General features: G+C 53.6%; 19 protein-coding genes. 9 read left to right on the forward strand and 10 right to left on the reverse strand.

Translation table 11 applies throughout. From position 1 onward, the window contains the following. Positions 1-31: 31 nt before the first annotated feature. Complete coding sequence (locus J7J49_RS12305; protein WP_215092963.1) at positions 32-1,393, reverse strand: AmpG family muropeptide MFS transporter; 1,362 nt, start codon at positions 1,391-1,393, stop codon at positions 32-34. 123 nt (positions 1,394-1,516) lie between these two features. Here J7J49_RS12305 and J7J49_RS12310 point away from each other — a divergent pair, with 123 nt between their 5' ends. From J7J49_RS12310 to J7J49_RS12320, 4 genes are all read left to right on the forward strand, one after another. Further along, positions 1,517-2,035 carry an FKBP-type peptidyl-prolyl cis-trans isomerase gene (locus J7J49_RS12310; RefSeq protein ID WP_215092965.1) on the forward strand — a complete coding sequence of 173 codons (519 nt, stop codon included), beginning with the start codon at positions 1,517-1,519 and terminating at the stop codon, positions 2,033-2,035. Between the two features lie 175 nt (positions 2,036-2,210). Then, positions 2,211-2,333 carry a cytochrome c oxidase subunit CcoM gene (ccoM, locus tag J7J49_RS22685; protein ID WP_285222427.1) on the forward strand — a complete coding sequence of 41 codons (123 nt, stop codon included), beginning with the start codon at positions 2,211-2,213 and terminating at the stop codon, positions 2,331-2,333. Between the two features lie 291 nt (positions 2,334-2,624). Then, on the forward strand, positions 2,625-3,125 hold the full coding sequence (locus J7J49_RS22510) for a hypothetical protein (protein ID WP_251048283.1): 501 nt from the start codon (positions 2,625-2,627) through the stop codon (positions 3,123-3,125). Between the two features lie 92 nt (positions 3,126-3,217). Beyond that, positions 3,218-4,267, forward strand: a complete 1,050-nt coding sequence (locus J7J49_RS12320) for a GGDEF domain-containing protein (protein WP_064233190.1) — start codon at positions 3,218-3,220, stop codon at positions 4,265-4,267. Here J7J49_RS12320 and J7J49_RS12325 read toward each other — a convergent pair. The 6 genes from J7J49_RS12325 to J7J49_RS12350 all read right to left on the reverse strand — a co-directional run bounded on the left by J7J49_RS12325 (position 4,251) and on the right by J7J49_RS12350 (position 11,157). After that, on the reverse strand, positions 4,251-4,736 hold the full coding sequence (locus J7J49_RS12325; RefSeq protein WP_215092966.1) for a group I truncated hemoglobin: 486 nt from the start codon (positions 4,734-4,736) through the stop codon (positions 4,251-4,253). The two genes, J7J49_RS12320 and J7J49_RS12325, sit on opposite strands and share 17 nt — an antisense overlap. Positions 4,737-4,746: 10 nt before the next feature. Next, positions 4,747-5,649 carry a DUF3034 family protein gene (locus J7J49_RS12330; protein WP_251048284.1) on the reverse strand — a complete coding sequence of 301 codons (903 nt, stop codon included), beginning with the start codon at positions 5,647-5,649 and terminating at the stop codon, positions 4,747-4,749. Further along, positions 5,646-8,012 carry a bifunctional diguanylate cyclase/phosphodiesterase gene (locus J7J49_RS12335; protein ID WP_215092968.1) on the reverse strand — a complete coding sequence of 789 codons (2,367 nt, stop codon included), beginning with the start codon at positions 8,010-8,012 and terminating at the stop codon, positions 5,646-5,648. The genes J7J49_RS12330 and J7J49_RS12335 overlap by 4 nt, the downstream gene beginning before the upstream one ends. Positions 8,013-8,062: 50 nt before the next feature. Beyond that, entirely contained in the window at positions 8,063-8,746 is a 684-nt protein-coding gene (locus tag J7J49_RS12340) for a cupredoxin domain-containing protein (RefSeq protein WP_082906579.1), read from the reverse strand. 115 nt (positions 8,747-8,861) lie between these two features. Then, positions 8,862-9,455 carry a transglycosylase SLT domain-containing protein gene (locus tag J7J49_RS12345; RefSeq protein ID WP_215092970.1) on the reverse strand — a complete coding sequence of 198 codons (594 nt, stop codon included), beginning with the start codon at positions 9,453-9,455 and terminating at the stop codon, positions 8,862-8,864. Next, positions 9,439-11,157: a proline--tRNA ligase gene (locus tag J7J49_RS12350; RefSeq protein ID WP_215092972.1), complete on the reverse strand. Its 1,719-nt coding sequence runs from the start codon at positions 11,155-11,157 to the stop codon at positions 9,439-9,441. The genes J7J49_RS12345 and J7J49_RS12350 overlap by 17 nt, the downstream gene beginning before the upstream one ends. A 266-nt stretch (positions 11,158-11,423) precedes the next feature. Between J7J49_RS12350 and J7J49_RS12355 the strand changes: the two genes are divergently transcribed. Further along, positions 11,424-11,858, forward strand: a complete 435-nt coding sequence (locus J7J49_RS12355) for a hypothetical protein (RefSeq protein ID WP_064233057.1) — start codon at positions 11,424-11,426, stop codon at positions 11,856-11,858. A 2-nt stretch (positions 11,859-11,860) separates the two neighbouring features. On the opposite strand, the gene nfo is transcribed toward J7J49_RS12355, so the two are convergent. Both nfo and J7J49_RS12365 read right to left on the reverse strand, forming a co-directional pair. Beyond that, positions 11,861-12,703, reverse strand: coding sequence for a deoxyribonuclease IV (gene nfo, locus J7J49_RS12360; protein WP_215092974.1), 843 nt, complete (start codon positions 12,701-12,703; stop codon positions 11,861-11,863). A 46-nt stretch (positions 12,704-12,749) separates the two neighbouring features. Next, complete coding sequence (locus tag J7J49_RS12365; protein ID WP_215092976.1) at positions 12,750-13,505, reverse strand: glycerophosphodiester phosphodiesterase family protein; 756 nt, start codon at positions 13,503-13,505, stop codon at positions 12,750-12,752. A gap of 226 nt (positions 13,506-13,731) precedes the next feature. Between J7J49_RS12365 and J7J49_RS12370 the strand changes: the two genes are divergently transcribed. The 4 genes from J7J49_RS12370 (at position 13,732) to glpK (ending at position 19,548) form a co-directional block, all read left to right on the forward strand. After that, entirely contained in the window at positions 13,732-14,709 is a 978-nt protein-coding gene (locus J7J49_RS12370; protein ID WP_215092978.1) for an NADPH:quinone reductase, read from the forward strand. Between the two features lie 319 nt (positions 14,710-15,028). Then, positions 15,029-17,002: an SLC13 family permease gene (locus tag J7J49_RS12375; RefSeq protein WP_215092980.1), complete on the forward strand. Its 1,974-nt coding sequence runs from the start codon at positions 15,029-15,031 to the stop codon at positions 17,000-17,002. A 140-nt stretch (positions 17,003-17,142) separates the two neighbouring features. Beyond that, a complete protein-coding gene (locus tag J7J49_RS12380) occupies positions 17,143-17,901 on the forward strand; it encodes a DeoR/GlpR family transcriptional regulator (protein WP_035578823.1) in 759 nt (252 codons plus the stop codon). A gap of 162 nt (positions 17,902-18,063) precedes the next feature. Then, on the forward strand, positions 18,064-19,548 hold the full coding sequence (glpK, locus tag J7J49_RS12385; protein WP_215092982.1) for a glycerol kinase GlpK: 1,485 nt from the start codon (positions 18,064-18,066) through the stop codon (positions 19,546-19,548). A 124-nt stretch (positions 19,549-19,672) separates the two neighbouring features. Here glpK and J7J49_RS12390 read toward each other — a convergent pair. Beyond that, positions 19,673-19,811, reverse strand: a 139-nt coding sequence (locus tag J7J49_RS12390) for an IS3 family transposase (protein WP_215092992.1), incomplete at its 5' end; no start/stop codon positions are given.

Raw genomic sequence — 19,811 nt, forward strand, 5'->3', positions numbered from 1 at the left:
AATCTTCACTGGTTTAAGCCTTCAAGCCTGTTTAGGCAGGCTTGGGGGTTGGCACTAACTGCTTGTCTCGGCTGATCCAGATTGCCAGCAAAATAGCCGGTAAGCCGAGCAGGGTGGCGATAACAAAAAAGCTTGGGTAGCCCTGGGCGTTAACGACCAGCCCGCCAAAGCCGCTTAAAAACTTCCCCGGCAGCGTCATTAATGACGAGAACAGCGCGTACTGGGTCGCGGTGTAGGCACGGGATGTGAGGCTGGAGAGGAAAGCGATAAACACCGCGCTGGCTAAGCCGTTGGCTAAGTTGTCACCAATAATCGTCACCACCAGCATGGGTAGCTGATTGCCCACCAAGGCAAGCACCGCAAACAGTAAATTGGTGACCATCACCAACCCCGCGCCGAAGATCAGCAGCGGCCCAATGCCGTAGCGCGCCACGCAAAGCCCGCCTAAAATCCCGCCGGTAATGCTCATCGCAATACCAAATATATTGGTTACGCTCGCAATCTCTGCCAGTGAAAAGCCCAGATCGATATACAGCGGATTGGCCATGGAGGCCATGGCCAAATCGCTGATTCTAAACACCGCAATAAACACCAAAATCCACAGCGCTTTTACCCCATAGCGGCTAAAGAAGTCGGTAAACGGGCAGACCAGCGCGCCAATACTCCAGGCACCTAAGCGGCGCAATATTTTTGGCTTGCCCCGGCTGGCGCGAATAAACGCCCGCACCTTAGGCTCGTGAATAAGCTGAATAGACAGCGATGCGCGTTTGGGCTCCGGGCGCACTAACACGGTAAGCACGCCAATGCTCATTAGCGCCGCCATGCTCAGATACGCCACATCCCAAGAGGCTGACGCCGCGATATAGAGCGCGCCGGCACCGGCGGCAAGTAAGCCGCCGCGATAGCCAATAATATAGGTCGAGGCCATGGCCGCCTGAACATCGTCATCGGCGGACTCGATACGGTAGGCGTCGATGGCAATATCCTGGGTCGCCGAGCCAAAGGCTACCAACAGTGCAAAAATGGCTACCAAACCTAGGTTGCCCACCGGACTTACACCCGCTAGCCCCACCAGCCCTAAAGCTATGGTTGCTTGAGCCAATAGCATCCAGCCGCGGCGTTGGCCGAAGACGCGGGTGAGTAGCGGCAGCGCGAGTCGGTCTACCACCGGTGCCCAGAAAAATTTGATTGAGTAAAGCATGCCGATCCAGGCAAAAAAGCCAATCGCCGCGACCTCAACGCCATCGCTGCGCAGCCAGGCAGAAAGCGTTGAAAACACCAGCAGAAATGGCAGGCCTGCGGAGAACCCTAAAAACAGCATGGTGATAACGGGCGCACGACAATAAACAGCCAGTGCAGCAAGCCAACTGCGCTGGGGGGTGGGGGTGGGCATCAAAGGCGACTCCTGAAAAGACCCAAGCAATGGTCAAGTGGTAAACTAAGACAGTGTTCTAATACAACGTTTTATCACAACGTTCTAACACAAAACCGACAGCTTACCGGAGAGGAGTTTTCCATGTCGATTACAGCGCACCAGGTCGTTACCTTGCACTATGTGCTAAGCGACGTGCTCAACGATGGCAGCAAGCAGGTATTGGATGACTCCCAGGCGCGCAATAAGCCGCTAGAGTATTTGCATGGTCACGACAATATCGTGCCAGGGCTAGAGAGTGCCTTAGCAGGCCAAACGGCTGGGGCCGAGTTAAGCGTTCAACTAATGCCTGCCGATGCCTATGGCGTGCGCAACGAAGACCTGGTTCAAGAGGTTAGCCGCGGCTCTTTTGGGAACGCCGAGTTAATTCCGGGCAACCGCTTTCAAACTGAAGGCGAAGCCGGGCCGCAAATTGTCACGGTACTGGAAATCAATGGCGACCGCGTCACCGTTGATACCAACCACCCCCTGGCCGGGCGCACGCTAAACTATAAAGTGACTATTTTAGACGTGCGTGAAGCCACTCGAGCAGAGTTGGCCAAAGGCCATCCATTACCACCGGGTACCGAGCACAGCAAAGTCGAAGACCGCAAGGTGTTGTAACGCCAGCGCGGCCGTGAGTGAAACGTCAACAGGCCCTAATCACGCCCAAAAATTGATCGGTATCAATTTCCTGTTTATCCGCTTATCCCCGCCTTCCGTAACTTGACCCAGGTCAGCATTCTTCCGTCGTTGATTGGCTAGTATGAACGCATACATCACGGCGGGAGGATTCACCATGTATTGGGATGACACAATTATCTTTGGTTTAGCCACCGTCGCGTTAGTCATCGTATTTATGGTGGGTTGGGTGGGCTTCGTGATTCGTGATCATCTACGTAAGGATGAGCGCAAGAAGTAGCTTTCCCAGTTCATGTAAACCTTGTCAGGGGAGGGGGTTTGCTAGCTTAGCTTCATTAGCTTAGTAAACCTCCTGTTGCCAGCCCAATTTGGGCTGGCTTTTTTTTGGGTAAAAATCGCGAGAGTTGAAATTTTGTAACGTGCGTTGTGGAGCAATACAAGGTCTGCTCTGGTAAAGTTCTCTGCATAAGTTCTTTGCGCCGGTTCTTTGCGCCGGTTCTTTGCAATAGGTCTTTGCGACAGTTCTTTGCAACAGGTCTTTGCAAGAACGAACTCACCAGGAAGCTATGCCATGAACGCAGTTGCTTTACACCGCAGCCCATGGGGTCGTGCACGTGATCTGTTAGCGTGCGCGTTAATAGTTGTGGGCGTCACAATCCCCATGGCTGCCTTCGCCCAGGCGTTAAGTATCATCAACGGCGATGTCACTCAAAAGGTCGCCCTAAGCGATTTACGTGCCATGTCTGACGAGACATTTACGCTCTACGACCCCTACCAAGGGCGCGATGTGGAGATGCAGGGCCTAGCGTTTCGAACCTTTCTGATTGAACAGTTTGGCGAAGTGCCGCCGGCACTTCACTTTACTGCCTGGGATGACTACGAAGTTACTCTTGAGGGGTGGGATGACCCCAGCTGGTATTTAATTACCGCTGAAGATGGCGACCCGCTCACCATACGCTCGCGCGGCCCTGCACGTCTGGTCGAGCGAGACTATGGCGATCGCGACGTCGAAAATCTGCGTGAATTCAATGATTGGATATGGATGATCCGAAGCATAGAGGCGAAGTGGTGACATCCAACCCCAAGCCTGCTGATCAGCCATCAATGCAGCCCCGCGCGGTTGCGCGTCAACATCGCTACATTACATGGTTGTCGTTGAGCTTGATGAGCTTTTTGGCACTTATGGTGCTGATTATTTATGAATCGCGTTGGGTCTACCCCGAAATACAGGCTTACTTCAGTCAAACGGGTAACCTTACAGGTCAGCAGCTTTCAACGCGGGCACGGGTCTATTTGCAAGATGCCCAAGTCGAATTGTTGGGCGATCAGACTGAGCAAGATGCGCTGAATGCTGCAATCTTGGACATTGAATTGGCCTACGGTTTAGCCGATATGCACGTCTATCGACGTGAGTATGCTTGTGCCGAGGCTAGTTTGATGGATTTAGATCGGTTAGTGGTTCAGTTAGCGGCGCGCAATATTGATCGTTTCGCTGCAGTGTCGGCGTTGTTTGCCCCTATTCAATGCCTGACCCAGATTGAGATGGATCAGCTTGATCGTCGGGGAGCGGCGATTAATGATTTTTCAGAAAGTACGCGCCAGCATAGCCAGATGCTGACTTACTCCAGCTTATTAATCTTTGTGATGGGATTGGTGTTTTGGTGGCTACACGAACGCCAGCTGCGGCGCACTGATCGTGCCACCCGAGAAACTTTTGAGTGGATGCAGCGTGCTATGCGCGACCCGCTCACCGGGATCGGCAATCGCAGTGCTTTGCACCAAGATGTGTTGGCGAAGCAGCACCAAACGCTTGGGCTGATTCTGGTCGATATCGACTTTTTTAAACAGTACAACGATGCCTGTGGGCATCCTCAAGGCGATACCTTGTTGCGACAGTTGGCGACATTGATTGGTGAAACGCTCGATGAGACGCAGCTCTACCGCTTGGGAGGCGATGAGTTCGCGGCACTACTCGACTGCCCAGACATAGTCACGCTTAAAAGCTACTGCCAGCAGTTAATGGATGGGCTGCGGGAAGCTGACTTTCCACACCCTGCCCATCCGGATAAGAAAGGCGTTACCTTGAGCGTTGGGGGCAGCTGTTTTGTGGCCAATGAAGCAACTTTTCCCTACGCTTATGAAGCGGCTGACAAAGCACTATACCGGGTAAAAACGATGGGCCGTGACGGCTGGCAGGTCACTGAAGACGCATAATGTCTGCGTACATTGGAGCGAGCCTGCCTAGCAGTTCATTACGCGCGCCTAGGGCAATACCTTCCTCTTGCATAGCGGCATCGAGATGTTCCACTAAGCGATTAAAATGCACATCTGTCAGTCCCATATGTTGATGAGCACGATCCATTGGTGGGCCCTCGTATTGGCAAGGGCCATCGCTGACGTCACATAGCTGGCTGGCCAGCGATTCGGCAAATAAATCGATATTTGTGTTAGCAAAAAATACGACCACCTCAGGATCATCTGCAATCCGGTACAACAGGTTCTCAACCACCGCCTCAATCGTGTTTTCACCGCCCAGGCGCTCGTAGAGCGTCGTTTGAGTGGGTTGATAAGCACAACCAGTGAGCATGAGCATGGCAAACGTGAGCGCTACTAAACAACGACGCGCACGATTGTGTTTGTGTTGATAGCTGTTGTGTCGATGGGTTTTGCGTTGATAGGTCATCGCGCCCCGCTTAAAAAGCTGCCTGAAGTGAAAGATAGCCGCCGTGCTGAGACGGTAGACCGGCAATGTCACCTAAATCTAACCAGGCGCCCGTCAGTGATAAGTGCTTATTGAAAAAGTAGGCAGAGTAGAGGCTTTGCCAATCGTCCTCGGTGGCCACGCTCAGGTTATCGGGTTTCTGGCGATACTCGGCGCCGACAATCCATCGCGGGGTAATGAAGACGCCGACGCTGCCTTCGGCCATCCATGATCGGTTCCCCTGATCACCGCCAAAGCCGAGCAGGCCGCCCTGATTGGCGTCGGTGTTGCGCAGGGTGGCGTTGAGCAGCACATTGCGCCCAGCAACAGCACTAAACAGCAGCTTGCTGGCGCTAAGGTACACATCGGTACCGCGCGTTTCATCGGCGCCTAGGGCGATGGGCACAGTGCCATCTACCAGTCGCTTGTGTTGTACGCCAGCGCTCCAAATGCCCCAAGGGTGATAGAGCACATCGCCGAATAAGCGCATTTTAGCGCCGTAAATATCCTGGCCTAACTCGCCACCTAGGGTTTCTAAATCAAGGGTTTGACGAGCCACTGAGACTTCAACACGATCATAAATATTCACGCTGGCGCTGGTCACCGTTAGCCGGTAGTCGTCCACCCAGGCACGGGTAGTGGCGGCCGTTACGCCTATTTCCTGTTCGCTTGCGGTGCTAGTCAGGACTGCCCAGGGCGATAACCCCCCTCCCGCGGCCCCTTCAATAGCACTTACTCCACCCGTACCTACAATTCGGCTACCGGCAAAGGAGGGCGTGGCAGCAAGCGCTAAACAGACCGATAGGCACAGGGCTAAGCAGGCCCCAAGGCAGCCGTGAAGGGAGAGGCGAAAGGGCGAGCTGGATGATGAAAACATAGATTGAAATAACATCATGGCTTTCTCTGGAGTGTCTTTAGTATGGAAGACATGGGGTGGGGCAACGACAGCGAGGTAAAGTTATCCAACCAAGCAGGGAGTTCATCAGCGGGCATTGGTTTGGCAATCCAATAGCCCTGCAAATAGTCACAGCCGAGCTTGCTTAACAGCTCAGCGCTGGCGCGATTCTCAACGCCTTCGGCCACTAAGCGCAGTCCTAAACTGTGGCCCATGTCGATGGTCGAGCTGACAATGGTTAAGTCATCTTTTTGCGAATCGATCGCCAACACAAAGGATTTGTCGATCTTGAGTTCATTCACGGGTAGGCGTTTGATTTGCGCCAACGAGGAGTAGCCAGTGCCGTAATCATCAATGGCGATGCGGAGTCCCAGCTTGTTGAGCTCCGTTAATGTTGCCATGGCAGCATCAACATCCTGCATAACAGCGCTTTCAGTGACCTCGATACTCAGGCGAGCAGGGGTAAGCCGATAGCGCTCAAGTAGGCTAGATAGATAAGTCGGTAATTGGCGATCCATTACATCGCTGGCGGAGAGGTTAACGGCTACCGATAAGTGGTAACCACGCTGCTGCCAGGCATGTAGCTGGGCGCAGACATTGGACAGCATCCACTGGCTGAGCATGCGGATGCTCCCTGAGCGCTCTGCCAAGCCAATAAATTCATCGGGAGGAACAAAGCCCAGTGAAGGATGGCGCCAACGCATCAACGCCTCACACTGATTAACATGGCCACTTCGTGTATCAACTTTAGGCTGGTAGGCCATCCATAGCTCACCGTTGCTCACCGCGTCCTGTAGGTCTCGAATTAAGGTGAGCTGGCGTAAATGATGCTCATCCTGACCCTCTAGGTAGCGTTGATGGGGCTGGCGATGGCGACGCGCCATATCCAGTGCAATATCGGCCCTACGCAGCAGCAGTTGAGGGCCGTCGCCGTGGTCGGGGTAGTTGGTCTCACCCGCCGAGAGTGACGGTGTGATGGGGGATTTATCAAGATCGATAGGCTGGTGCAAGGTGGTGAAAAGACGTGTACGCCAGGCAAAGTCAGTTCTCGACTGCTTCACCAAGAGTAGCAGTTCATCGCCATCAAGTCGGTAGGCTGTGCTGTCAGCATCTAAGTGCTGTAAACGCTTGGCCAGGGTGACCAGCATATGATCCCCCAGCGCGTAGCCGAAGGTGTCGTTAATATCGCGGAAGTTATTAATCGCAAGGCGCATTAAGGTAAACGGTTCGCCGCGTTTGATCAAAAGGCTAATATCCTCCTGGGCACTGACGCGATTGGCCAGGTCGGTGAGTAAGTCGTGGCGAGACTGGTGATGGAGCGTGGCCTCGCGTTGAGCGATGCCCTCTTGCATGGCGAGTAGTGTCGACGCCAGCAACCCGGTTTCGCTGTGCTCAGTACCGTTCGGTAACTCGGTGAAACGTTCTCCGCGTCCAATGCGCTGTGCCGCCTGTGCCAGCTCCATTAGCGGTTTGCTCATACTTCGCGCACTCCACATGGCAATCAGCACGGTAAACAGCAGGATCAGGGCAATGATTCCCAGCAGTTGCCACTGCAATGAACGATAAGCACCGAGTAGTTCGTTGCGGGAGAGTTGCAGCAGCGCATAGGTGTGATTGGCAGCGTCGGAATAGAGCTGGCTCGCATAGGAAAGGTACTCAGCATCCGGCGTCATCTGGCTGTGTAAGGTGTATTCACCTTCGCTGAGCTCGCTACCACGTCCGTTCATTAATTGCTGGGCTAACTGCTTGTCATGAGTGCTTGCCAGGTAGGTGATCTCTCGATTATCGAGAAAGTTAACCACGCTAATGTCCAACCCGGTTAACGTATTAATCTCTTCCGTTACTGCTTCATTGATCAAAAAGCCCATACCTACCCAGCCAATCAGGTTGGGAGCGCGTACGGGCAGCAGGGCAAATTCGTAAGGCTGCCCCTCGGCGATGACAACGCTAACCGCTTCGCCCTCTTGGCGAGCGCGCTCGAATAGTTGGGGGAAGGGCATCGGGCTGTTTTGCGCATGATGGCTGCTGGCTAAAATATGTCCATCTAGACCACTGAGCAACACGATGTCTGCCTTAGCTCGATCACCGTGATTGGCCAGCACAGAGTAGAGTGTCTCGGTGTCCTGAGTGGAAACAGCGCTTTTAAACCCGAAGTCATCGGCGAGGATGGCAACGTTGTTGGCTAGCTGCTCACCGCGGGCGTCCAGCAACTGTGCCAATACATTAGCGCCCACTTCTAAGCGCTGGGAACCTTTCGCAATGACGTCGTTTTGGGTCGCACGCAGGAATGCCAGCCCAGTGGCGAGTTGCGAGACAATCACCACGGTCAGTAGCACGAGCATCAGGCGCGTTCTAAAGCGCATAGCAACCTCACTAAGTGGCGATTCACCATTTCCTGAATGTTGGTAGGGGCTTAAGTGGCATCTTTAAAACGCTGCTGAAGGGGCGAGAGCGTAGGCGCTGGAGGTGGCAGCGCGTTAAGTTCCAAACTGACGTCTAGTTTGTCGGTATCCGACACCATCCCTTCCCACCAGATTTGTTGGTTGTCATCAAGCTGTGGGTGCCAAACGCGCACACGATGCTCTCCAGCCGGAAGCGCGGGTAGCTCAAGCGAGCCTTCAGAATTGGTCGTCGCCGCATAGGGGGCCTCGCTGACAACAATAAATGCCTGCATATGGTCGTGGATATTGCACCCTAAAACGACAACGCCGGGTTGGTCGAACTGAACCGGCGGCGGCGTTTCTTGCAGGTAGAGATTTAAATCAAAGGTTTTGGCCGGTGAAAAGGAGTAGACGTGGTGACGCGTTGTATCTTGGTTGGGAAAGGCGACATAGCTGCCGGTAGGCACAGTCAGTACCTTAGGGTGAAAGGCAGCATCGCGCTGATAGATGTTCTCTTCTTGAGGTGGGTTACCTGCCGCTGTCTCGTAGTAAACCTCAATGACGGCGTCCTCAAGTGGCTGGCCGTCAGTGCTGCGAACCGTTATCTGCGCGGCGTTAGCGGTGGAGACAAGAAGTGGTATTAAAGCTACTGCCAATAATGGGGTTGCGTATGCGCTGATGAAGCCCATAAAAGGGCGATGTTGTTGTATTGGCATTGCGACGGGTATCCCTCATTAAGCTAGCGAGTAGTTAGCTGACACAGTGTTGAACTTTATAGTGAATGGATTAGGCAGAAAAGTCATGCGTTTGGCTTAACGGTAAGCCAACAGTTTAACGCAGGGTGGGGTGGCGCCAGGTCTCTCGCCAGGCACGCATGATTCGCTCCGGGTACCAGGTTTGCCCCAGACTACCGTTATAGCGGGCTAAAGCACGCGTAAAGTCGCCATTTTCAATGGCTAGATAGTGCGCCAAAATCGTACATCCATAGCGCAGATTGCGCGGCGGATAGGTTAAGTCATCAATCGGCAGCCCCAGCTCGCTGACCCAGAAAGGCATGATTTGCATCAAGCCGACGGCGCCTGCTGAGGAGACAGCATCGGCTTTGAAGGCGCTCTCTACCTGAATCAAGGCGAGCACCAAATCCGGCGGTAAGCCTGCCAGTCTGGCTTCTTGATAGATACGGGTTAGCAGCGTCTGGCGCTGCGCGGCGTCATCCATAAAACGCGCCAGTGGAATGTCCATGCGTTCACGCCACTGGCGCGCTACCCACTGTTGTTGGGGCGTTTGATGCTGTTGGTTGGCGGCTTCAAGGGTAGGGCGCAGGGTTTGGGGTAGCGGCTGAGCCGCAACGGGGTTTGTCGCTACAAACCCTGCGCTGCTCAGCAGCACCCCGCTAAGCGTTACTACCTTAGCTAGCTTTCTCACGCAAAAAGTCGATGATTTGATCCGCTGGCACCATGGTGGCTTCGCTATCTCGGCGACCTTTATATTCCAGTTCGCCGTTGTCCAGGCCGCGGTCGCCGATCACCAAGCGGTGGGGAACGCCCATCAATTCCAGATCAGCAAACTTAACGCCGGGACGGGTGTCGCGGTCATCCAACAATACATCTAAGCCTGCAGCGGTTAGCGCTTGGTAAAGACGTTCAGACTCTTCACGCACACGCTGGGATTTGTGCGCATTCATCGGTACCAGTGCCACCTGGAACGGCGCAATGGCGTTAGGCCAGATAATGCCGGATTCGTCGTGGTTCTGCTCAATAGCCGCGGCTACTACTCGGGTCACGCCGATGCCGTAGCAACCCATCCATGGGTGGCTGGTTTTGCCATTATCGCCTAACACGTTGGCGTTCATAGCCTGAGAGTACTTTTGACCTAGCTGGAAAACGTGGCCAACCTCAATCCCACGCTTGATAGAGAGCGTGCCTTGGCCGTCTGGCGAAGGATCGCCTTCCACCACATTGCGCAGGTCGGCCACTTCGGGCAGGGCAACGTCGCGCTCCCAGTTAATGCCGAAGTAGTGTTTATCGTCCATATTGGCGCCGGCGCCGAAGTCACTCATCAGCGCTACGCTGCGGTCAATAATGACCGGCATTTTCAGGCCTACCGGGCCAAGTGAGCCGGGGCCAGCGCCAACCGCGGCGCGAATCTCTTCTTCACTTGCCATGGTCAGCGGCGCTTCCACTTGCGGAAGGTTTTCGGCTTTTACCTCGTTTAGCTCATGATCGCCGCGCACCAACAGGGCGATAAGGCCACCTTCGGCGGCATGCACCATCAATGTTTTAACCGTTTTCTCAATCGGCAGCTCGAACTGTTCAACCAGGGCGGCAATGGTCTTGGCGTTAGGCGTATCTACCAGATGGATCTCTTGGGTAGGCGCTTCACGCTGTACGTTGCTGCCCAGCGGAGCAGGCAGAGCTTCGGCCTTTTCCATGTTTGCGGCGTAGTCTGAAGAGTTGGAAAAAACGATGTCGTCTTCGCCGGAGTCCGCGAGCACGTGGAACTCGTGGGAGCCGGTACCCCCGATAGAGCCGTTATCGGCGATCACTGGGCGGAAGTCGAGGCCAAGGCGCGTGAAAATACGCGTGTAGGCATCGTACATATCTTGGTAGGTTTGCTTCAGCGAGGCTTCATCCAGGTGGAAGGAGTAAGCGTCCTTCATAATGAATTCACGAGAGCGCATCACCCCAAAACGCGGACGGATCTCGTCGCGGAATTTGGTTTGGATCTGATAGAAATTGATCGGCAACTGCTTGTAGCTGGCGATCTCTTTACGTACCAGATCAGTGATGACCTCTTCGTGGGTCGGGCCGACGCAGTAGTCGCGGTCATGGCGATCTTTCAGACGTAACAACTCAGGGCCGTACTGCTCCCAACGACCAGACTCTTGCCATAGTTCGGCGGGCTGTACGGCGGGCATGAGAACCTCTTGAGCACCGGCGCGGTTCATCTCTTCGCGCACAATGGCTTCCACCTTGCGCAGTGTACGCAGGCCAAGTGGCAGCCAGGTGTAAAGCCCAGAGGTTAAGCGGCGAATCATCCCAGCGCGGAGCATTAGCTGGTGGCTAATGACTTCGGCGTCAGCCGGGGTTTCTTTTAGAGTGGCAATCAATAGTTGGCTGGCGCGCATGGGCGTTAGCATTCCTTGGTTTTGAAAACAGGTTTTGAAAACAGGTTTCTGGAAAAAGTTCTTGAAAAAGTGCTTAAAAGCGTTGAATCCTGGCATTGTACGGCCTAGCGGTTGAAGCGGCAAAATAGTCCTTATCGCTAAATCATCTATGCTTGTGGATGGCTGTGCTAAACTTATCGAGTTTTATGGCGCGGTAGTCGGCAAAAAAACCAAAGCGCAATACGCTATATCGACTATCGTTACTTTTTTTGGTTGAGGGAACCTTCATGCATCAAGCAGTTCGTCGCTGGTTGACTGGCGCCGTGGTTGGCGTTTCCATCGTGTCTTTGAGTGGTTGTGGTACGCTTTTTCATCCTGAGCGTAAGGGCCAATTGAGCGGTGATATTGACCCGGTTATTGCTGTCGCTAATGGGGTAGGTTTACTGTTTTTTATCGTACCCGGAGTAATTGCCTACGCCGTGGATTTCTCTAATGGCACCATCTACTTGCCGGGCCGCAACAGTGCTTCAGTAGATGTTCACCACTTAGACGACGCTATGGATGTAGCTTCTCTGGAAAAACTGCTGTCTGAAACAGCCGGTCAGCCAGTGAGCTTAGAGAGCGAACTGGTGATGATTGAAGAGATGAGCAGCTTGGATGAAGCGCTCGCCATGGTGCGCATGTCAGGCGTACTGGATGAAGAGAAGCTTTCAGCGATGTAAAACTAGACCATTTGAGCGCGCAGCCAAGCTATTTCATCAGCCCAGATCTCGGGCTCGATAGTCTCCAGGATCATGGGGATGTCGCTAATCCGGGGTTCCTGCATGATGGTGGTAAAAGCGGGTAGGCCAATGTTGCCTTTACCCAGGCTATGGTGGCGATCTACACGGCTGGCAAGGGCACTTTTAGCATCGTTTAAATGCATGCCGCGCAAATACTCAAAACCGACAACGCTAGCTAATTCATCAAGCGTTGCTTGGGTTGCCTCTGCAGTGCGCAAATCGTAGCCCGCCGCAAAGGCGTGGCAGGTATCAATACACACTCCTACGCGAGTTTTATCGTCTACGTGGGCAATGATTTCGGCTAGATGCTCAAAGCGCCAGCCTAGGTTGGTGCCTTGCCCCGCCGTATTTTCGATCACCGCTGTGACCCCTTGGGTATGCGCAAGCGCTTCGTTAACGGATTCTGCAATACGCTTCAAGCAATCGCTTTCGCTGATTTTATTTAAGTGGCTGCCGGGGTGAAAGTTAAGCAGAGTCAGCCCTAATTGCTCGCAGCGCTGCATCTCATCAAGAAAGGCATCCCGAGATTTGCGTAGTCCTTCCTGCTCAGGGTGGCCAAGATTAATCAGATAACTGTCGTGGGGCAGAATCTGCTCTGGGGCGAAGCTATGCTCGGTGCAGGCGTCACGAAAGGCTTGAATCGCTTCATCGGTGAGCGGCTTACCTTGCCACTGGCGCTGATTTTTAGTGAATAGCGCAAAGGCATCCGCGCCGATGGCTACCGCTCGGTGTACGGCTTGGTCTGCGCCGCCAGCGGCACTCACGTGGGCTCCTAGGTACTTCACGGTAGACTCCTTGTCAGTGCTTGAGTTTATCAAGCGGTTGAACTTGTCAATGGCTATCTAAAAAGCGCTTAAACGCGGCGGGCTCATCGGTGATAACGCTGCCGATACCCCACGCCCAGCGGCTATGAAAGGCGCTGGGGTCATTGGCGGTATAGCACATTATTTGATAGCCATCGCGCTGCATCGCGTCGGCTTGGGCGCGCTTTAAGCGTGGCCAGTGAGGGTGCACACTGAATGCCTCAATGGCCTCGCACTGCTCACGCCAATTTTTGGGCACGCTACCGAACAGCACGCCTAGGGCCAGCTGCTCTGTGCTGGCAAACTGACGGCAGTGGCTAAGGGCGCTGGCATTGAAGGATGAGATGATCAGACGCTCGGGGGGGAGTGTGTCCAACATTTCCGGTAGGGCACGTTCAACCAGCGCAATAGGGTCGCGGCCTTTGTTGACCTTTATTTCCATATTCACGCCCATCTCCAGCTCGTTAAGCAGTGCCAGCATTTGCGCCAAACTGGGCATTTTCTCACCAGAAAAACGGTCGTCAAACCAGCTGCCTGCATCCAGCGTTTGCGCCTTAGCCCAATTCATGGAGGCCAGACTGCCGCGTCCGTTTGAGCAGCGCGCGACGTCGCTGTCGTGCCAAATTACCGGGGTGCCGTCACCCAGCAGTTGCACATCCAGCTCGACCCATGTGGCCCCCGCTTGGTGAGCAGCGCGCACTGCTGCTAAGGTATTTTCTGGGGCGGCGGCGGAGTAGCCGCGGTGGGCAATAAGTGCGGGTACTTGAATGGCGGGATGCGTCATGACAAATCTCTAAGCCTTAGACGATAAAGAAGCATTAATACTAGCATGGGCGCATGACAGCGGGATTGCATTGCCTCGCGTTCTAATGGGTAAAAATACGCTAGCGTGCTAGCTTGATTTAAACGCCGCGACGCGCTTGTATAGCAACACCTGTTGCCATGCATGCCATTGTTCGGAGATAGCGTCTCAACCGAATAATTAGCAAATTACACAAGAAGGAGTCCTAATGTCTAAGCGTATTCAGTTTGCCCACACCGGTGGTTCTGAGGTGCTTGAACTGGTCGACGTTACCCCTGCTGAACCTGGTCAGGGTGAAGTGCGTGTTGCCAACAAAGCCGTTGGCCTTAATTTTATCGATATCTATTTTCGTACCGGGCTCTATCCAGCTCCTTCCATGCCTTCTGGCCTAGGCACCGAAGGTGCAGGTGTGGTCGATGCGGTTGGCGAAGGTGTCACACATCTAAGCGTGGGTGACCGCGTGGCCTATGCGCAAGGCCCTTTGGGCGCCTATGCCGAACTGCATACGTTGCCTGCGGCTAAAGTGGTCAAGCTGCCTGCCTTCGTTGATTTCGACACCGCCGCGGCGAGTATGCTGAAAGGCCTAACCGTGCAGTATCTGCTCCGCCAAACCTATGAACTAAAAGGCGGTGAAACCATTCTATTTCACGCCGCGGCTGGTGGGGTGGGGTCAATTGCCTGTCAGTGGGCAAAGTCATTGGGCGTAAAGCTGATCGGTACCGTGAGCTCACAGGAAAAAGCAGACCTAGCCATGGCTAATGGCGCCTGGGCGACGATCAACTACAGCGAAGAGAATGTGGTTGAGCGAGTACGTGAGCTCACCAATGGCGACATGTGCGATGTAGTGTATGACTCGGTGGGTAAAGACACCTGGGAAATGTCGCTGGACTGCCTAAAACCCCGTGGACTGATGGTCAGCTTTGGCAACGCCTCTGGCCCGGTGGATGGCGTTAATATCGGTATTCTGAATCAGAAGGGCGCACTCTACGTGACGCGCCCCAGCCTAAATGGATACGCCGACACCCGCGAGCGCTTGGAGATGATGTGCGAAGAGTTCTTTGCCATGCTGAAAAGCGGCAAAGTCAAAATAGATATCGCCAATCGCTACCCCTTGGCAGAAGCGGGCAAAGCTCAAGACGCGCTGCAAAGCCGTCAAACCACTGGGTCTACTATTTTGTTGCCTTAGCAAGCGTATTGTATCTGACGTTATTTTTGAAAAGAGGAGCAGACTCAGTTTGTAAGCGTCTTGCGATGCGATGAAATCCTGCAAGCCGCTGTTTATTTAAACCTGCTGTTACTCTAAAGAACAGGCACTTCCTTAGCAGCTCGGCATTGCCGAGCTGCTCTGCTTTTATACGATAGGCGTTGATAAAACTATCCATTTGCAGGGGCTATACGTGTGTATAGTAAACGTCTAATGTGCAGGAGAAATGTCATGCTATGGGCGTGGCGTGCACCAACCGTAGGCTGCCCCTATCAAGCGGTGGCAAGGGAGTAGGAAAAGGATGTCGGCTGAGAACTTAAGTGTTGAAAGCTCAGGTGCACAGGGCTCTGGGGTTGAGAATTCAGGTGTTGAAAGCGTAAGCATTGAGTCGTTAGATCTTGGTTGGTTAACACTCGCGCCGAGCACGCTGGTGTTTATTGTGCTTGGACTGACGCTTGCCGCGTTTATCTGGGGGCGATTCCGTTATGACTTAGTGGCACTAACGGCGTTACTAGGTTCGGTCATGCTTGGGCTTGTTCCAGCCGGAAGTGCGTTCACTGGTTTTGGCCATCCGGCGGTGATTACCGTGGCCGCTGTGCTGGTGCTTAGTCGGGGTTTCGAGCGCTCGGGCGTGGTCGATATTATTTCCAATCAAGTGCTTAAAGTAGGTGAAAACCTGCTGCTACAGCTCTTGGTATTGGTGGGCACCATCGTACTGCTATCGGGTATTATGAATAACGTGGGCGCCTTAGCGCTGTTGCTACCGGTGGCCATGCGACTTGCCCGCGAGCACAACACGTCTCCCTCTCTACTGCTTATGCCGCTAGCGTTTGGTTCTTTGCTCGGCGGTTTGACCACCTTGATTGGCACCCCGCCCAATATCATTATTTCCAGCTATCGCCGGGAGATTACGGGTGAAGCATTTAGCATGTTTAGCTTTTCGCCGGTCGGTATCGCGGTTGCGCTAGCAGGGTTGGCGTTTATCGTTCTGGTCGGTTGGCGTTTGACGCCCAAGCGTAGTGGCCAGGCCTCCACCGATGAGATGTTCGATACCGCCAACTATCTGGTGGAGTTGAAAGTGGGCGAAGAGTCAAAAGCCAAAGGCTTGACGCTTCAGCAGTTACGCGATGAGCTGGATGAAACCATTCCCGTGTTAGCGGTGGTTCGAGATGACAACCGTCGTGCTGGCTATAACTTCCACGGTGCCTTAGAAGAGGGCGATATACTGCTGTTGGAGGCAGGGCCCGACGAACTGCAAATGCTGGAAGACAAAGTGGGGCTCAGCGCGATCGCTGAGCTTGAGGAAGAACTGGAGGACGATTCAGAAGCGCAAGACGTTGAGCATTCAGCCAGCGGCAAAGAGGCTGGTAAGGCTAAAAAGAAAGATGCTGCACAGGATCAGCAGCGGGTAGATACCGAGGGCCTGCAACTCATTGAGGCCGTGGTGCGTAATGACTCTATGATGATTAACCGTAGCGTGCGGCAGCTACGCCTAAACCATCAGTTTGGGCTGCACTTGGTGGCCGTTGCCCGAGATGGCGGGCGATTGAAGCAGCGGTTGCGGGATATCCGCTTCAAGAACGGTGATGTTTTGCTGTTGCAGGGCAGCGAAAATGAAATTTCAGACAGTCTGGCCTCGCTGGGGTGTCTGCCGCTGGCTAGCCGCGAATTGCACCTGGGGCAGCCGCGTAAGCTGGCCATGTCGGTAGCTATTTTTGCCTTGGCGATCACGGCGATGCTGTTTGATCTACTTCCGGCTGCCGTGGCCATGAGTAGCGCTGCACTAATTTCGTTACTGATTGGCGTGTTACCGTTACGCGAAGGGTATCAAGCCATTGATGGCCCCGTCATCGTGTTGCTAGCGGCAATGATCCCCGTGGGCGAAGCATTAGAGACCAGCGGCGGCGCCGATTTGATTGCCAACGCGCTGCTAAGTTTTGGCAGTGACTGGCCGGTCGTCGTCACCATGATCGGGCTGTTTTTACTCTCTATGCTGCTATCTAATGTGGTTAACAACGCAGCGGCGGCGCTGCTGATGGCGCCTATTGCGGTGAGTTTAGCCAATGGCTTCGATGTCTCACTCGACCCGTTCTTGATGGTGGTGGCCGTTAGTGCTTCCTGTGCGTTTTTAACCCCTATCGGACACCAATCCAATACGTTGGTGATGGGGCCTGGTGGCTACCGGTTTGGCGATTACTGGAAACTAGGCCTGCCGCTGTCATTGGTGGTACTGGTGGTTGCGATCCCGCTAATTTTGTTGGTGTGGCCGCTTTAGTAAGCATTATCACCGTTCACTGTCGGTTTGGCGCCTGTGGAATTGTTTGACCTGTGGAATTGTTTGAAGAAAGCTATTAGATTTCGAAAATTTTGCTAGATTATGTTCAGATATCAATAATAAACGAACAGGCCGGGCTTATGAATCAACAATTTCGTCAGGATGCCATTGTCGAGCTGGTTCGCCAGCACGGTTACATGAGTATTGAACAGCTCACTGAGCATTTTGCCGTGACACCGCAAACTATTCGTCGTGATTTGAATACCCTGGCGGATGAAGGCCGGGTTAGACGCGTCCATGGCGGGGTAGGCATTGAGTCAAGCACGGTGAATACCGCTTACAGCACGCGTAAGACGCTCCATCTGGAAGAGAAAGAGCGCATTGCCCGCTGTTTAGCCCAGCACATCCCTAATCACTCCTCACTGTTTATTAATATCGGCACCAGTAATGAAGTGATTGCTCAAGCGCTGTTAGAGCACCAGGGCCTTGAGATTATCACCAACAACCTTAACGTGGCTGCCATCCTGCAGCATAAAGAGGATTTCACCGTGATTATTGCCGGTGGCCAGGTGCGCTCCCGGGACGGGGGCATTATTGGCGAAGCCACTATCGACTTTATCAATCAGTTCAAAGTGGATTACGGCATTATCGGCATCAGCGGTATTGACGAGGATGGCTCGCTGCTGGAGTTTGACTACCAGGAAGTGCGCGTTGCCCAGGCAATTATTGCCAATTCCCGACGCATCTATTTGGCGGCGGACTACTCTAAATTCCATCGTAATCCGGTCGTGCGGCAGGGTAATCTGGAACAGCTGGATGCGTTATTTACTGACCGCAAGCCGCCAGAAGCGATTCAGCGTTTGCTAAATCAGCACGATGTGGCGCTGTACATTGCTTGACGAGATCGCTTGATGAAATCGCTTGATGAGATCGTTTAATAAGATTGCTTAATGAGGTAGTTTCGGCCTTGAGCATTTTGGGCGGCTAGAGTAGCCTTGAATCATAATAAAGCGAAAGTAAGTATACAAAATCGAAAGACAATACAACAAAGTGAACTCGATATGTCCTCTTTTATACTCGCCATTGATCAAGGTACCACCAGCTCCCGCGCCATTCTGTTTGATCGCCAAGGCCAAGTGGCCGCTGTTGCCCAGCAGGAATTCACCCAGCATTTTCCCCATGACGGCTGGATTGAGCACAACCCCGAAGACATCTGGGAAACGGTGGTGGCGACCTGTCGGGACGTCATGCACAACGCTAAGGTTTCCGCTGACCAAATAGCTGGCATCGGTATTACCAACCAACGGGAAACCACAATTCTTTGGGATCGGGAAACCGGTAAACCACTCTATAACGCCATCGTTTGGCAGGATCGCCGCACTTCAGATTTGTGCCAGTCGCTGCGCGATAAAGGCCACACCGAGGTTGTTCAAGCGAAAACGGGTCTTTTAATTGACCCCTATTTTTCGGCTACGAAGCTTGCCTGGATATTAGATAACGTTGAGGGTGCCAGGGAGCGCGCTGAACGGGGCGAGCTGGCATTCGGTACGGTGGATAGCTTTTTAATCTGGCGGCTGACGGGTGGCCAGCAGCACGTGACTGATGCCACGAATGCTTCGCGTACGGCGCTGTTTAATATCCATACCCAGGAGTGGGATGCAGAACTGCTGACGCTGTTTAATATTCCCGCTAATTTACTGCCCGAGGTGAAAGACTCAAGCGATGATTTTGGCACCACCGAAGCGCACTGGCTGGGCGCTTCGCTGCCCATTGCTGGGGTAGCGGGGGATCAGCAGGCTGCTTTAGTGGGGCAGGCGTGCTTTCAGCCGGGGATGGGCAAAAGTACCTATGGCACCGGCTGTTTTATGATTGTGAATACCGGTGAAACGCCGTCGCTGTCGCGTAATCGCCTATTGACCACTATTGGCTATCGGCTTAACGGTAAGCCGACCTACGCCATGGAGGGCAGCATTTTTGTGGCCGGGGCGACGGTGCAGTGGTTGCGCGATGGCCTAAACCTGTTTGCCGACGCATCGGAAACCGAAGCTTTGGCTCAGCAGACCCGCAGTGGCCACAGTGTTTATCTCGTGCCTGCCTTTACCGGCTTAGGCGCTCCCCACTGGGATCCGAAAGCACGCGGCGCTATTTTTGGCTTAACTCGTGATACCGGCATCGCTGAAATAGTGGCCGCTGGCCTGCAAGCGGTGTGCTATCAAACCCGCGATTTACAACACTGTATGAACGACGATATGGAGGCAACGCCAGGCACGTTACGCGTCGATGGCGGCATGGTAAAGAACAGCTGGGTTATGCAGTTTCTTGCCGATATGCTGGGTGTTCAGGTAGATCGGCCAACTATTTTGGAGACCACCGCACTTGGCGCTGCTTACTTAGCCGGTCTGCGTCTAGGTTGGTATCAAACGCTGGAAGAGATCGAGCAGTTGTGGCGTTGTGAGAAGAGCTTTATGCCGACGATGGAAGAGACTACCCGCGAGCAGCTCTATCAGGGCTGGTTGGACGCCGTTTCACGCGTGCGCTCCACCTAATTAAGGCTCAGTCGCTGTCGCTTAATGACAGTTCTTAATGACAGTTCTTAATGACTGCTTTGTTTAAACACACTAAAGCCCCCTCATTGGTTGAACTGACCCCATAAACTTGGACAGTGAACAACTAAGCGGCCAAGGCCTGATTCCGGTACTGCACCGGACTCAGGCCTTTTAGTTTGGTCTTAATACGCTCGTGGTTGTAGTAATGGATATAGTGCCGGATGCCCGCCTGTAACTGATTAACATTGTCAAACCGGTTTAGG

The sequence above is a fragment of the Halomonas sp. ISL-56 genome (genome assembly GCF_018612805.1).
Classification (GTDB): Bacteria; Pseudomonadota; Gammaproteobacteria; order Pseudomonadales; family Halomonadaceae; genus Vreelandella.

What these genes read in the sequence shown, in the direction of transcription:
- J7J49_RS12305 (WP_215092963.1), bottom strand. Translation starts at nt 1,393, where the DNA reads ATGCCCACCCCCACCCCCCAGCGCAGTTGGCTTGCTGCACTGGCTGTT.
- J7J49_RS12310 (WP_215092965.1), top strand. Translation starts at nt 1,517, where the DNA reads ATGTCGATTACAGCGCACCAGGTCGTTACCTTGCACTATGTGCTAAGC.
- ccoM (WP_285222427.1), top strand. Translation starts at nt 2,211, where the DNA reads ATGTATTGGGATGACACAATTATCTTTGGTTTAGCCACCGTCGCGTTA.
- J7J49_RS22510 (WP_251048283.1), top strand. Translation starts at nt 2,625, where the DNA reads ATGAACGCAGTTGCTTTACACCGCAGCCCATGGGGTCGTGCACGTGAT.
- J7J49_RS12320 (WP_064233190.1), top strand. Translation starts at nt 3,218, where the DNA reads ATGAGCTTTTTGGCACTTATGGTGCTGATTATTTATGAATCGCGTTGG.
- J7J49_RS12325 (WP_215092966.1), bottom strand. Translation starts at nt 4,736, where the DNA reads ATGACCTATCAACGCAAAACCCATCGACACAACAGCTATCAACACAAA.
- J7J49_RS12330 (WP_251048284.1), bottom strand. Translation starts at nt 5,649, where the DNA reads ATGATGTTATTTCAATCTATGTTTTCATCATCCAGCTCGCCCTTTCGC.
- J7J49_RS12335 (WP_215092968.1), bottom strand. Translation starts at nt 8,012, where the DNA reads ATGCGCTTTAGAACGCGCCTGATGCTCGTGCTACTGACCGTGGTGATT.
- J7J49_RS12340 (WP_082906579.1), bottom strand. Translation starts at nt 8,746, where the DNA reads ATGCCAATACAACAACATCGCCCTTTTATGGGCTTCATCAGCGCATAC.
- J7J49_RS12350 (WP_215092972.1), bottom strand. Translation starts at nt 11,157, where the DNA reads ATGCGCGCCAGCCAACTATTGATTGCCACTCTAAAAGAAACCCCGGCT.
- J7J49_RS12355 (WP_064233057.1), top strand. Translation starts at nt 11,424, where the DNA reads ATGCATCAAGCAGTTCGTCGCTGGTTGACTGGCGCCGTGGTTGGCGTT.
- J7J49_RS12365 (WP_215092976.1), bottom strand. Translation starts at nt 13,505, where the DNA reads ATGACGCATCCCGCCATTCAAGTACCCGCACTTATTGCCCACCGCGGC.
- J7J49_RS12370 (WP_215092978.1), top strand. Translation starts at nt 13,732, where the DNA reads ATGTCTAAGCGTATTCAGTTTGCCCACACCGGTGGTTCTGAGGTGCTT.
- J7J49_RS12375 (WP_215092980.1), top strand. Translation starts at nt 15,029, where the DNA reads ATGTCGGCTGAGAACTTAAGTGTTGAAAGCTCAGGTGCACAGGGCTCT.
- J7J49_RS12380 (WP_035578823.1), top strand. Translation starts at nt 17,143, where the DNA reads ATGAATCAACAATTTCGTCAGGATGCCATTGTCGAGCTGGTTCGCCAG.
- glpK (WP_215092982.1), top strand. Translation starts at nt 18,064, where the DNA reads ATGTCCTCTTTTATACTCGCCATTGATCAAGGTACCACCAGCTCCCGC.